Raw genomic sequence first — 14099 nt, 5'->3', positions numbered from 1 at the left:
AAGGGGGAAATTATAATGAATAAAATAATAGGGGTATTAGAAAAAAATTTTGTTCCTTTTGCAGGTCGGATAGGAGCGCAAAGGCACTTAGTTGCGATTCGTGATGGCTTTGTGACGATTATGCCATTAATGATTCTTGGATCATTTGCAACATTGATTAACGCATTGCCAATAGATGCTTATCAAAGCTTTATGAAATCTGTTTTCGGTGAAAATTGGACGATGTTTGGCGGAGTATTATGGCAAGGAACATTTGCGATTGTATCACTGCTTGTTGCGTTTACGATTGCCTACAGCTTGGCAAAATCTTATGATAAAGATGGACTTTCATCAGGGGTTGTTTCGATTGCAGCATTGCTCTCAATCATGGCAACTACGAAAGATGGTGGATTTCCGCTTTCATGGGCAAGTGCTACAGGTCTTTTCGTTGCAATTTTTGTCGCGTTAGTGTCAACTGAAATATTTACTAGATTACTAGGAAATTCTAAATTGAATATTAAGATGCCTGATGGGGTGCCACCAGCTGTTTCAAAATCATTTGCTGCTCTTTTACCAGCAATGATTACGTTGACGATTTTCGGTCTTATTAAAGTTATTACAGTTAAATTAGGGATTCCTGACTTACATCAAGCATTATATGATTTATTACAAGCACCGATTGCAAAATTAGCCAATACATTATGGTCCGCCATTGTCATTGCGATTGTGAACCATTTCTTATGGTTCTTTGGTCTCCACGGCTCAAATATTTTAGAACCATTAATGCAAGCGGTTTATTTACCGGCTATTAATGAAAATATTGCTGCATTAAAAGCAGGTGCGGAAATACCGAACATTGTTACGAAATCATTTTTTGACGGGTTTGTTTATTTAGGAGGGTCGGGAGCAACGATTGGACTGTTAATTGCCATCTTAATTTCCGGACGTAAACATAAGCAATATAAAGATTTGTCGAAGTTATCCGTAGCTCCGGGATTATTCAATATTAATGAACCAGTTGTATTTGGATTGCCAATTGTATTAAATCCAATTTTGTTTATTCCATTTATTTTAACTCCATTAGTCTTAACCATTCTAAGTTATTTGGCGATTGCTACAGGCATTGTCCCTAAAACTGTTGTCTTGCTTCCATGGACGACACCGCCTATTATTGGTGGAGTAGTTGCGACAGCTTCATGGAAAGGCGGAGTTTTGGCAGCAATTAATTTGGTCATTTCAATCATTATTTACATTCCATTTATTAAAATGGCTGAGCGTGCATTTCTGAAAAAAGAAAACGAACAATTACATGCCGATCCGATTCAACGAGCGAAATAGTCAGCAAAGGAGAACATATAATGAACGTAGAAGAAATTGTCATGAAAATCATTACACATAGTGGAAATGCAAAAAGTGACGCAGTCGAAGCTATTCAAGCTGCAAAGGGAAAAGATATTGCAGCAGCAAATGAACTTATTGAGAAATCGGAAGCTGAATTATTACATGCCCATCACGTTCAAACATCATTAATCCAAAATGAAGCATGTGGAAATAAGGCCGAAGTCACCCTATTCCTTGTTCACGCACAAGACCACTTAATGAATGCGATTACATTTAAAGACCTTGCAAAAGAGTTTGTTGAGTTATACGAATCAATGAATAAATAATTTGATAGGTTGAGATGGACATATTGACCATCTCCCCCTATTTATTTTAAAAGGAGGGAAAAGTGTTGAGACAACTTGGTATATCTGTTTATCCGCAATATGGCACTGTAAAAGAACAAATCGATTATCTTGAAAAAGCAAGTTCTTATGGATTTACTCGAATGTTTACGTGTCTAATGTCTGCGAGTGAAGAAAAAGATTTACATACATTAAAGGTTTTATTAGCGAAGGCTAATGAATTAGGGTTTGAGATTATTGCCGATGTCAGTCCGAGTGTTTTTCAAGACCTTAACTTGTCATTTCGAGATTTAGGCTATTTTAAAGAGCTCGGTTTGTCCGGTTTACGACTCGACCTTGGATTTTCAGGTTTAGAGGAAAGCATCATGTCGTTAAATGAATATGGCTTGAAAATTGAGTTGAATATGAGCCAAGGTACAAACTACTTAGAGCAAATTTTATCGTATTCACCGAATAAGCATACTTTAATTGGCTGTCATAACTTTTATCCTCGCAAATATACAGGATTATCACGGGAACATTTTATCAAATGCTCAAAGCAGTATAAAGAACATGGGATTCGTACAGCTGCAATGATATCTTCAAGTCATGCAAAATATGGTCCTTGGCCAGTGCAAGAAGGACTTCCGACATTGGAGGAGCATCGCTATCTGCCAATTACCGTTCAAGCGAAAGATTTATATAATACAGGATTAATTGACGATTTAATTATTGGAAATTCCTTTGCTTCAGATGAAGAATTAAAACAACTATCCGAATTAAATCGCTATTTATTGGAGCTAAGTGTGGATTTTGTACCTAACGTTTCAGAACTAGAAAAGAAAATTGCCTTAGAAAAAATACATGTGAACCGCGGGGATGTTTCTGCCTATGTGATTCGCTCAACAGAAAGCCGCGTACAATATAAACAGGAATCTATCCCTGCTCACGATACACAATCAATTAAGCGTGGAAGTGTAACTATTGATAATGATCACTACGAGAGATATAAAGGTGAATTACATATCGCCTTACAAGAAATGGAGAATGAGGGAAAGACGAATACGATTGGATATATAGTTAAAGAAGAAACTTTCCTTTTAAATAAAATTAGACCGTGGCAGAAATTTAGGTTAGTTGAGAGAACGGAAAGATAGTTTTTGAACTCAATAGCATCCATTTTCCTTAAAGCGGTCCCATGGAATGAGAAAAGGATTTGTTAAGGTACCGGAAAAAAGAGAAGCGGTCCCATGGAATGAGGGAAAGATCTGTTAAAGTATCGGAAAGAATAGCGGCGGTCCCATGGAATGAGAGAAGGATATGTTAAGGTACCGGAAAGAGGAAAAGCGGTCTCATAAATTGAGGAAAAGCTCCGATAAGGGATCGGAATCACCAATTCAATCACATAGCGATTCAAAAGGGAACCACTGAAATTTTTGGTTTCCTTTTTCGCATGCTTTGTTATCAGAAAACAAAAGAAAATGTTTAGACAATTTAGAATTAACTATTGAATTAATGAAAACGCTATCATATAATGAAATTTGTAATATATGAAACTGTATTTCATATAATGAAATGCAGGGAATTGAATATGGAAAGAGGGGAATCGGATGTCTTCTTTAGTTTCCAAACGGGTTCAAGGTTTGCCGCCTTATTTATTTTCCGTCATTGACGAAAAAAAGAAACGGTTGCAAGAAAAAGGGGTAGACGTCATTGATTTAGGCATTGGCGCACCTGATTTACCGACACCGAATTTTATTGTTGAGCGGTTAATTAAGGAATTACAGGATACACAGAACTTTAAATACTCCGGTTATTCCGGAAGCCAAGAATTCCGAGAGGCAGTTGCTGCCTTTTATAAAAAACAATATGATGTGGAATTAGATCCTAATACCGAAGTTCTTACTTTAATCGGTTCGAAGGAAGGGATTGCCCATGTCATTCCAGCGATGATTGACAATGGAGATGCCGTTCTGATTCCAGATCCCGGTTATCCTGTTTATCGAACTGCTACGTACTTAGCAGGAGGAGAATGTATTGATTTGCCGCTTGATCCAAAGAATCAATATCGTCCGATTTTTTCTCAGCTTTCACAATCGATTTGTGAAAAAGCGAAGCTCATGTTCTTAAACTATCCAGGAAATCCTACAGCCGCAACTGTTGAATTAGATGTATTCGAAGAAGCAGTTGCCTTCGCAAAACAACACCAAATAGGTGTCATCCACGACTCTGCATACGGATTAGTTACGTTTGATTCATTTAAAGCCCCAAGTATTTTACAAATTGACGGTGCAAAAGATTTTGCCGTTGAATTCGGATCCCTATCAAAAAGCTTTAATATGACAGGCTGGAGAATTGGCTATGTCGTCGGGAATCGAGAAATTATTCGTGCCTTATCAAAGGTAAAAAGCAATTGTGACACAAGTCAATTTTTACCCATTCAAAAAGCAGCTGCAGAAGCGCTAAACAGTGATTACAAAACTGTTGAACAGAATAATGCTGTGTATAACGAACGCTTAGAAAAAATGTTGGATGCCTTAAAGGATATCGGTATTCATGTAGAAAAACCAAAAGGCTCGTTTTTCATTTGGGCACCTGTGCCAACTGGATTCACCTCGCAGCAATTTGCTGAAAAAGTGTTGGAAGAAGCGGGCGTCATCATTACACCGGGAAATGCCTTTGGCCCATCCGGTGAAGGATATTTTCGCATTTCTTTATCTGTCCCAACTGAACGATTAGATGAAGCGGTAAAAAGAATAAAATCTCTGAATCTAGAGGTGACAAAACATGTCCCAAATCATTGAAAAAGAACAGAAGAAACGAGTCATGACTGGGGCAAAGGCGATTATTGAGTGCATGAAAATTGAAGAGGTATCGAAGGTTTTTTGTGTACCTGGAGAGAGCTATTTACCGGTATTGGATGCAATTTATGATGAGCCGACGATCGATTTAATTTCTGCAAGACATGAAGGCGGTGCCTCCTTTATGGCGGAAGGGTATGCAAAAGCAACACGAAAACCAGGTGTTGTCATGGCTACTCGTGGTGTTGGCGGTGCAAATTTAGCAATCGGGGTCCATACTGCCTATCAAGATTCTACACCAATGGTCGTTTTTCTTGGTCAAGTTCATAGTAAATTTCGCGGTCGTGAAGGGTTTCAAGAAGTGGATTTAGACCAGTTTTTCGGCCATATAGCAAAATGGACGGTTGAGATTAAAGATGCCGAACGGGTGCCCGAACTTGTCCAGCGTGCTTTCCGCATCGCACAAACAGGTCGCCCCGGACCGGTGGTTATTTCATTGCCCGAAGATATGTTGAAAGTTGAAAGTGAAATGTCATTTGGTCCAAAAGTGAAAATTCCAAGGCCATCTCCGTCTGGAGAAGAGGTTAAGGAAGTTGAAGAAATTTTAGAAAGGGCTAAAAATCCACTTATTATTGCTGGTGGAGGGGTGATCCATTCAAATGGGGAACAGGCGCTGATCGATTTTGCTGAAAAATTCCATTTACCTGTTATAGCAGCATTTCGAAGACATGATGTGTTTCCAAATAAACATCCCTTATATGTCGGTCATCTAGGGTTAGGAACTGCAAAAGGAGTTCTCGAAACAACGAAGGAAGCCGACGTTATTATCGCGATAGGAACAAGACTTTCTGAAGTGACAACACAAGACTACACATTACTCTCCAAAGATCAAACATTAATTCATATTGATATTGATGCAGATATGCTAGGAAATGTTTATCCACCCGACATTGGGATTGTCGCAGATGCAAGAAAGACTTTACTTGCTTGCATGAATGTAACTGTCCAACCAAATTGGCAACAGTGGGTAAATAAACGTCGCCAAACTTATGAAAAGGCATCCAAGTTAACAATTAATCACCACAATGGGAAGCTAACGAATTTTGATGTGATAGCATTACTGCAAAAACATCTTCCGGATAACGCAATCATCACCAATGATGCAGGGAATTTTGCTGGCTGGCTCCATTCTTATTTTCAATTTCAGAAGGAAAAAACGTATGTTGGTCCAACATCAGGAGCGATGGGGTATGGACTGCCTGCTGCGATTGGTGTGAAATTGGCAAAACCCGATCGAACCGTTGTTTCTTTATCCGGTGATGGCGGAATGATGATGACCGTTCAAGAGTTGGAAACAGCGTCACGTTACCAAATTCCGGTCATTAGTCTCGTGTTTAACAATCAAATGTATGGAACGATTCGTATGCATCAAGAAATGCACTATCCAAATAAAATTAGTGGAACGGATTTAGGACAGATCGATTTTATTGGGCTTGCTCATTCCTTGAATGCAAATGGAGTAAAAGTGGATACAAGAAATGAGTTTGAACTGGCATTAAAAGAAGCGATGACGAGCAAAATCCCTACGGTCATTGAAATTGAAATGGATCGAGAACAAATTTCAACGTCTAAAACGATCGAGCAAATTCGAAACAACTCATAAAGGAGAGATTCTATAATGTCTAATGCAGTTATTAGTGGAGAAAAGGTAGTAAATTATATTAACGGTGAATGGACGGTTCCAGTAAAAGAAAAGTATGCGGCTATCATTAATCCGGCAACCGGTGAAGCAATCGGTGACATTCTTCTATCATCGAAAGAAGATGTAGATCGTGCAGTAGAAGCTGCGAAAAAGGCACAAAAGAAGTGGGCATTAGTTCCAGCACCGCAACGTGCAGAGCTTTTATATCGGGTAGGCTTGATTATGAAGGAAAGAAAAGAGGAGTTAGCCCGCATTTTAACCCAAGAAATGGGGAAAGTGATCGAAGAAGCACGCGGGGAAGTGCAAGAGGGAATTGACATGGCGTTTTATATGGCTGGTGAAGGAAGACGATTATTCGGAAATACGACACCTTCAGAATTAAAGGATAAATTCGCTATGAGTATTCGTGTACCGGTTGGTATCGTTGGAATTATTACTCCATGGAATTTCCCAATTGCGATTGCAACATGGAAGTCATTTCCCGCAATTGTTGGTGGAAATGCGGTGGTGTGGAAACCGGCAACGGAAACGCCATTAATGGCAAGAGAATTAGTCAAAATATTTGAAGAGGCGGGTCTGCCTAAAGGAGTGATTAATCTCGTTTGCGGTTCAGGATCCCAAGTAGGAAATGCAATCGTTGAGCATCCCGATATAGATGTCATTTCGTTTACAGGTTCGAATGAAGTCGGTCGCACAATTGCTGAAACATGTGGAAGACTTTTAAAGCGTGTATCACTTGAAATGGGCGGAAAAAATGCGGTCATCGTGATGGATGATGCGGACTTAACACTTGCTGTTGAAGGCATCTTGTGGAGTGCTTTCGGAACGAGCGGACAAAGATGTACAGCATGCAGCAGGGTCATCGTTCACGAAAGTGTGAAAGAGCAATTAGAAGAACGACTTTTAGTAGCAATGGAAAAACTAACTCTTGGTAATGGGTTAGATGAGAGTGTCAAAGTTGGCCCTGTTATTAATGGAAATGCACTGCAAAAAATTCATAAGTATGTAGGAATTGGTAAGGATGAAGGTGCGAAGTTATTAGCAGGCGGATCCATTGTTAAACATGAAGAGTACACAAACGGTTATTATTACGAGCCGACACTATTTACAGATGTCAAACCTGATATGAGAATTGCACAAGAGGAAATCTTCGGACCTGTCGTTTCGATTATTCCTGTAAAAAGCTTTGAGGAAGCAATCGAGGTTAATAATGGAGTTACATATGGATTATCCAGCTCCATTTTTACAAGAGATGTAAATCGCGTGTTCGCTGCACAGCGTGATCTGGATACAGGAATTGTCTATGTGAATGCGGGTACAACGGGTGCTGAAATACACTTGCCATTTGGTGGAACGAAAGGCACTGGAAATGGTCATCGAGATTCCGGCGTTCAAGCACTTGACGTATTTACAGAGTGGAAAAGTGTGTATGTGGATTATAGTGGAAAATTGCAACGTGCACAAATAGATGTGGAATAATTTTGTCTATTGATAATCGATACGAACATACTAGGGAGGAATGTATATGAAAATTGCGGTTCTTGGAGCAGGACTTATGGGGAAAGAAGCAACTAGAGATTTAGTGAATAGTGCAGGGGTTGAGAAAGTTACATTAGCAGATGTTGATGTAAACAGAGCGGAAGCCGTTTGTCAGCAACTGAACTCTACGAAACTATCAACAGCTTATTTAGATGCGACGAATCAAGATCAATTAACAAATTTTATTCGGGATTATGATGTTATAATTAATGCCCTTTTTTATACTTTTAACGAAAGGGTCGCAAGGGCTGCCATCGATGCAGGGGTTAACTGTGTCGATTTAGGCGGACATATTGGTCATGCAACAGATCATGTACTTGCCATGAATGAAGAGGCAAAAAATGCAGGCGTTACCTTAATACCGGATTTAGGGGTCGCACCAGGAATGATCAATATTCTTTCAGGTTACGGTGCCAGCCAGTTAGATGAGGTTAAATCAATTAAAATATATGTAGGTGGGATACCGGTTGTACCGGAGCCTCCATTAGAATATAACCATGTTTTTTCAATGGAAGGTGTATTTGACCATTATACCGATCCATCGTTAGTTATCAGAAACGGTATAAAGCAAGAGGTTCCATCTTTATCGGAAATTGAAACGATCCATTTCGAGAGATTTGGTCCGCTTGAAGCCTTTCATACTGCCGGAGGAACATCAACACTGTCATTATCTTACCCGGATGTAGAGACACTTGAATATAAGACAATTCGTTATCGTGGGCATGCCGAGAAATTTCAATTACTTGTTGACTTGAATTTAACAAGAAATGACTACGAAGTTGAAGTGAATGGACAGAAAATCAAACCCCGTGATGTTCTTTTAAAAGCATTAGATCCGATAGTTGAGCTAGGTGACAAAGATGATGCCGTCCTTCTCCGCGTCATTGTTGAGGGGATAAAAGCTGGGGAAAAGAAAAAATATGAATATGAACTAATTACCTATAAGGATCGTGAAAATCAAGTAACAGCAATGGCTCGGGCAACCGCTAATACGATTTCGGTTGTTGCACAAATGATTGGCAGTGGATTAATTACTGAAAAAGGTGTCTTTGCGCCTGAAAAAATCGTTCCTGGTAAGGAATATATAAAGGAAATGGCGAAACGTGATGTAAATATTATTGATAAAAATGAAGAATCACGCTCAAATGTAACGGTTTAAAACGAATAGAGAATTCTTTCTCCCTCTATGCCATAGGGGGAGTATTTTCATACCTTGAGGAGTCGGAGCAAAGTGAATCAAAGTGTTATTAAAGCGTTAGGATTGTTGGATTTATTTACTGAAGAAGAACCAGAACTTAGCTTAAAAGAAGTTACAGAGCGCGTGCAATTGCCAAAACCAACCGTTTACCGACTGCTAACATCATTAGAATATTGCGGTTTTTTGACTAAAACGATGGATTCGGAGTATGACAAGCGTTATAAACTTGGCCTAAAGTTGATGGAACTAGGTCAATTAGTGTCAGAGCAGTTAGAGCTTAGAAAAGTGGCGCTTCCCTATATGAAAAAACTAGCAAATGAAATTAATGAGGTCGTCCATCTCGTCATTGTCAATCATGATGAGGCTGTATACATTGAGAAAGTAGAGAGCACCCATGCGGTAAGACTATACACTAGGATAGGAAAAAGATCCCCACTCTACTTAGGGTCAGGACCAAAATTATTACTAGCCTTCTTGCCTGATAAAAAAAGAAAAGAAATATTAGATACAGCAACTATTCGTCCTTTATATAAAAACCAGATCATAAATGAAATAGAAGAGATTAAAAGAAATGAGTTCGCCATTAGTTATGGTGAGCAGGATGAAGGAACTACAGGAATCTCCTTTCCTATTTATGACTATCATCGAAAGGTAATTGCCGCATTAGCTGTAAGTGGACCATCCTATCGTTTTGAAGGTGCACATCTTGAAATGATTAAGGAAACTACAAAGAAAAGTGCTAAAGAAATTTCTTCTGAAATGGGATATCGGTAGTTGAAAAATCTTTTATTTTTTTATCAGAATTGCTATATTGGTTAATAGTGAAAATAGCGGAAGAAGGTTACCGTTTTTGATAAAAACAATGTTAGCCAATATGGCAATTATCTTATTTATGCATCTTTGTATCCAACATCTTTACTTTACTTATGGACAAAAGAAAAAAAGGACAGCGATATTACATGTTATCATTGTCTCACTAACCGTCATCACATTATTTTATTTCCCGATACTAATAGAGAATCGTTTTCGCTTTGATCTAAGAGCAATACCTATTTCCTTTATTGGGATTATTCAAGGGCCATTATATGTTATCCCAGTGGTCATTATTTCTGCGATTGGAAGATTATCTTTTTAATGAAGAGATTTTGAAAACTAAACAAACAGAAAATAACAAAGCTTTCATAGCGATGCTTGATATTGATCAATTTATATCTTCGCCTCTAACCGGTACCATAGCATAACATTCCCTCTAGCTAAGGGACCGCTTCGCCTCTAACCGGTACCATAGTATAACTTTCACTCTAACCATGGGACCGCTGTGTTCCACATAGCCCTTAAATTCTACTCGTATTATAAAAATAACGGATTCCCTGTCCACAAAGGTTTTTTAATCCGGAAAGAAGATACTTTTTACATACCCAACTAAGTATAGTGATCCGGTTACTAATATAAATGTATTCCCTTTTGTATTTTCATAAATAGATTTGATTGTGTCTTCTAGATTCAGATTATACATATAGTTGTTAGTTTCAAATGTCTGGAATGCTTCTTCTATTTCTCTTCGACTAATATTCCGCTCAAGAAATGGATGTGGTGTAACGATGTATGTTGCATTGGCAATTTCAATCGCTTGAAGCATTCTTGCTATATCTTTATTAGATGAAATCGATAAAATAACGGTTGAAATCGGTAAACCAAGTGAATCGATATTTTTCTTTAAAGTTTTCATTTCCAATATGTTATGGGCGCCATCGAATAGAAACTTCACACCGTTTTTTTCAAGAATCTCCATTCGACAAGGGATGTGAACAGATTTAAGTGCACTATGAATCATGTATTCGTTAAATTCATAGCCGAGCCGGATGAAGGCTTCAATTACGGCTAAAGCATTGCTCGCATTTTGTACTTGATGCGTTCCTATAAGTGATAAATCAATATTCTCTAATAAAAGATGTTCACTTTTGAAATGAAAGGTACTTCCTGTTTCATCCGCTTGTTTAATTAAATTTACGTAATCACGATTAAAAAAGAGGAATGCTGCCGGGTCATGTGCTTCAATTTTTAATAAGTAATTCCGTGCTTGTACATTATTCATGCCACAGATAACATATTTTGTAGAATCCTTAATAATACATGATTTATCAATAATAATTTCTTCAATCGTCGATCCGAGCAAATGGGAGTGGTCCAGTGTAATTTCGGTTAGTACCGCAATGATCGGGTCAAAAATATTAGACGGATCTGCTTTTCCACCGACACCATTTTCAAAGATAATTAGATCAATTCCTTTTCTTTGAAAAAATAGCAGAGCGATGACGATCATAACATGCATATGTCCAACTTCTTGCTCATAATGATAACCGCTTAGTTTCTTTTCTACTTCCAAAACAATTGCCGAAAATTCATCTTGTTCAATCATTTCACCATTGCACATAAATCGTTCTTCATACCGATTAAGATGTGGTCCCGTAAATAACCCATGGCGGTAGGAATGATAAGACAGGATGGAGGAAATAAAGTGAGCTGTACTTCCCTTACCGCAAGACCCAGTAATCTGAACAAGTTTGAAATCATGTGGACGAATTGAAAACAAATTCAGTAAATCCTGCATGATTTGATGGTGTAAGCCATTTGTTCGATTCATCGTACGAGTATTAAATTGTGAGAGATAGTTCAACGCGCGAAGGTAGTTTGTATTCCTCACTATGTAAAAACTCCTATATTTTAATAATAAAATTTTACCATAAGTCATGTGTTTCACAAGAATTGTTGATCAAAAAAAAAGACACCAACATCCTATTGGTGCCATTCCTCATTTTCTTTTGGTATGGGATCAATCCTGTACGCATCTTCCGGGTCTACTGCTAGTTTAAAAGAATAAATAAACAGCCAACACCCAAATCCTACAACTGTCACAAGAACACCAATCGTCGTTATCCATTCAAACATCATCTTCATCCCCTTTATTATAAAAGGTATGCGGACGCATGATTGAAATTTCATCTTTTTTCACTAATTATTCAAGTTTTTCTGTTCTACTTTCCCATTCTCTTTTTAATAGACCAAATAGGAGCATATCATGCCTTTTTCCATATCGGTGAATGAACTCACGATAACTTCCCTCTTGTTGGAAACCTAGCTTTTTATATAAGGAGATGGCTGATTGATTGTAATCAAAGACTGTTAGCTGAACACGGTTCAAATTTAGTTCGTAAAAGGCAAAGTCTAATGCAAGTTCCATGCTTTCATAGCCATATCCTTTTCCGCGATTGTTGTTATCTCCAATCGCGATGGAAATCCAACCAACCCCGTGATTCCATAAAATCCCGTCAATCTCAATATAACCTATGAAATTGTTCTTGTTCCGGGTTCGAATGGCAAACAGAAATTGTGTATTCGTATCCGTAAACTCCTCATACCAACTAGTTAGTTCTGACTTCGTTTTAGGTACAGCCGGCAATGCGTCGAAAAGTTGGGTAAAAGTTGTATTTTCAAACCAAGTAGTGATTGAAGTTAAATCGTCCTCAGTTAAAGCTGTTAATTTTATTGTTTCGCCAGTTAATAGGTTCATAGTTTTACCTCCGTTTGTATTCTTCTATGGGTATTCGATTGGAGGGGGAAGATTTCCTGCTTATTACCATAATGGGTAATGAGTTGTTCCGCAGATTAATTAGCGGGAGCAAGTTGGATTTAGAGGATTATTATGCATATTTTAGGAGATTACAAAAAGGGAATTTTATATAAATAAAAAGGATGTTTCCATCAGATTAATATTCCAACATGATTACACAAAAACAGCCCTTCTCATTTGAGAGGGCTAAAAATTTTTGTAATCATTGTTTTTCCGTCCGCTAAATATAAATATTCCCCAAAGAATAACAACTAATAAATTATAACCTCTAATCCATAGATGCTGCGAATCTATTATCATATTAACAAAAAACCCAGCAACAGTTAAAAACAATAGAATTCCCAGATAAATTTGATATTTTTTACTCATAACAACCCACTTCTAATAAATTTTTTTAAAAACTATTAAGACAAATGCTTTTGCAATATATTTAGCTATTGTTTTATTAAATCCGTATTTCTGAATAAAAAATTTTGTTAAAGCTTTCTTTATTGTACCATTGGATCTAGGCTGGCTTTGGTAGTTCTGAGGAAGTATTCTTCACATTAATGAGCTTAACGTATAAAAGGAAATCCCCGTCTATAAAGGCGGGGTTAACTTATGGCAGATTCGATTTTTGCCAGCACTCTCGGTAATTCTCGGTTTATTTGACGTCCACTAAACCGCATTACTTTCCATCCATGCTTCCGTAAATAAGCGTTTTTTCTGCGGTCATGTTTTTTTTGTTCCGGTGAGCTATGGTAATCCTTTCCGTCGCACTCAATCGCTAACCGAAGGCTAGGAACCGTTAAATCAATGCGATAGGGACCGCAATTAACTTGCGTGTGGACGTTGTAGCCTCTATATACCAACGCATCATATAAGCGCGCCTCAATATAACTTTCACATTTCGAACGCTGGATTTGTGCGTCAGATCGAACTGGCTGCACGGTTTTAAAGTTAATGGCAAACATAATTCCTAACAGAAGCAGCCCGAAAAATACGAGGTATTCTGCCGTCATTTATCGTACCTACTTTTATAAGTTTTAATCATATAAGTCAATTCGTCACGATCAATTAACTTTACGCGGTTATGCTTCGCTAATTCCTCAGCTGCTGGCGTAAAGTATTGATTAGTTACGACCATCGCACCGTCCGCTTTATAATATCTGATTGCTCCAACGACTTGCTGAATCGCTGCGACCCCAATACTGCTACTATAACGTTTAGCTTGTACCACATATTTTTTACGTTTCTTCTTAAGTATTAAATCTGCTCCGTAATCGCCGGATCCTTTAGTAACCACCACATTATATCCGATGCACGTGAATAGAGGAACAAGATACCTCTCGAAATCATAGCCGTCCATTTTGTCAACTTCGTATAGATCGACAATATGTGTAAAATTCTTCTTTCGTATGAAAAAATAATAATATCCGTAAGCAAGACCGGTAATCAATAATATAATAAATATCCATGAAAGCAGTCGTCTACCCTCTTCCGATTCAGTCAACCCGATAAAAATAATTAACCCTAATGCCACATATGTAGTACGTTGGTTCCACAGGTTCTTTTTTCTAGTCTTTGCTCTTGACATTATGCAAAC

At 38.0% G+C, this 14099-nt stretch carries 14 protein-coding genes; 9 read left to right on the top strand and 5 right to left on the bottom strand.

From position 1 onward, the window contains the following. Nucleotides 1-15: 15 nt before the first annotated feature. The 9 genes from celB (at nt 16) to B5V89_RS14665 (ending at nt 10018) form a co-directional block, all read left to right on the top strand. On the top strand, nt 16-1317 hold the full coding sequence (celB, locus tag B5V89_RS14705) for a PTS cellobiose transporter subunit IIC (protein ID WP_107958123.1): 1302 nt from the start codon (nt 16-18) through the stop codon (nt 1315-1317). A gap of 20 nt (nt 1318-1337) precedes the next feature. Beyond that, nucleotides 1338-1646 carry a PTS sugar transporter subunit IIA gene (locus tag B5V89_RS14700; protein WP_066236120.1) on the top strand — a complete coding sequence of 103 codons (309 nt, stop codon included), beginning with the start codon at nt 1338-1340 and terminating at the stop codon, nt 1644-1646. Between the two features lie 65 nt (nt 1647-1711). Continuing rightward, on the top strand, nt 1712-2800 hold the full coding sequence (locus tag B5V89_RS14695) for a DUF871 domain-containing protein (protein ID WP_066236121.1): 1089 nt from the start codon (nt 1712-1714) through the stop codon (nt 2798-2800). 453 nt (nt 2801-3253) lie between these two features. Next, complete coding sequence (locus tag B5V89_RS14690) at nt 3254-4447, top strand: LL-diaminopimelate aminotransferase (protein WP_108072662.1); 1194 nt, start codon at nt 3254-3256, stop codon at nt 4445-4447. Continuing rightward, nucleotides 4431-6107, top strand: coding sequence for a thiamine pyrophosphate-binding protein (locus B5V89_RS14685; protein ID WP_108072660.1), 1677 nt, complete (start codon nt 4431-4433; stop codon nt 6105-6107). Before B5V89_RS14690 ends, B5V89_RS14685 begins: the two co-directional genes overlap by 17 nt. A 15-nt stretch (nt 6108-6122) precedes the next feature. Continuing rightward, nucleotides 6123-7625: an aldehyde dehydrogenase family protein gene (locus B5V89_RS14680; RefSeq protein ID WP_066236127.1), complete on the top strand. Its 1503-nt coding sequence runs from the start codon at nt 6123-6125 to the stop codon at nt 7623-7625. 46 nt (nt 7626-7671) lie between these two features. Continuing rightward, complete coding sequence (locus B5V89_RS14675) at nt 7672-8844, top strand: saccharopine dehydrogenase family protein (protein WP_066236129.1); 1173 nt, start codon at nt 7672-7674, stop codon at nt 8842-8844. Between the two features lie 72 nt (nt 8845-8916). Then, nucleotides 8917-9657, top strand: coding sequence for an IclR family transcriptional regulator (locus B5V89_RS14670; protein ID WP_066236131.1), 741 nt, complete (start codon nt 8917-8919; stop codon nt 9655-9657). 76 nt (nt 9658-9733) lie between these two features. Beyond that, complete coding sequence (locus B5V89_RS14665) at nt 9734-10018, top strand: LytS/YhcK type 5TM receptor domain-containing protein (protein ID WP_108072658.1); 285 nt, start codon at nt 9734-9736, stop codon at nt 10016-10018. 252 nt (nt 10019-10270) lie between these two features. Here the strand turns inward: B5V89_RS14665 and B5V89_RS14660 are convergent, their stop codons facing one another. The 5 genes from B5V89_RS14660 to B5V89_RS14640 form a co-directional block, all read right to left on the bottom strand. After that, complete coding sequence (locus B5V89_RS14660; protein ID WP_181294680.1) at nt 10271-11587, bottom strand: bifunctional folylpolyglutamate synthase/dihydrofolate synthase; 1317 nt, start codon at nt 11585-11587, stop codon at nt 10271-10273. A 92-nt stretch (nt 11588-11679) separates the two neighbouring features. Next, nucleotides 11680-11832, bottom strand: coding sequence for a hypothetical protein (locus B5V89_RS20140; protein WP_160331511.1), 153 nt, complete (start codon nt 11830-11832; stop codon nt 11680-11682). A gap of 67 nt (nt 11833-11899) precedes the next feature. Beyond that, nucleotides 11900-12454, bottom strand: a complete 555-nt coding sequence (locus B5V89_RS14655; protein WP_108072654.1) for a GNAT family N-acetyltransferase — start codon at nt 12452-12454, stop codon at nt 11900-11902. A gap of 653 nt (nt 12455-13107) precedes the next feature. Next, nucleotides 13108-13467 carry an endonuclease domain-containing protein gene (locus B5V89_RS14645; protein WP_244913507.1) on the bottom strand — a complete coding sequence of 120 codons (360 nt, stop codon included), beginning with the start codon at nt 13465-13467 and terminating at the stop codon, nt 13108-13110. 44 nt (nt 13468-13511) lie between these two features. Further along, the gene (locus tag B5V89_RS14640; protein WP_108072648.1) at nt 13512-14090 is read right to left on the bottom strand and encodes a restriction endonuclease; all 579 of its coding nucleotides are present in this window, start codon (nt 14088-14090) and stop codon (nt 13512-13514) included. Between the last annotated feature and the right edge of the window lie 9 nt (nt 14091-14099).

The sequence above is a fragment of the Heyndrickxia sporothermodurans genome, assembly GCF_003055045.1.
Classification (GTDB): domain Bacteria; phylum Bacillota; class Bacilli; order Bacillales; family Bacillaceae_C; genus Heyndrickxia; species Heyndrickxia sporothermodurans.
Note: the sequence above shows the minus strand (reverse complement) of the source record. Positions and strands in the feature narration are given on the sequence as shown.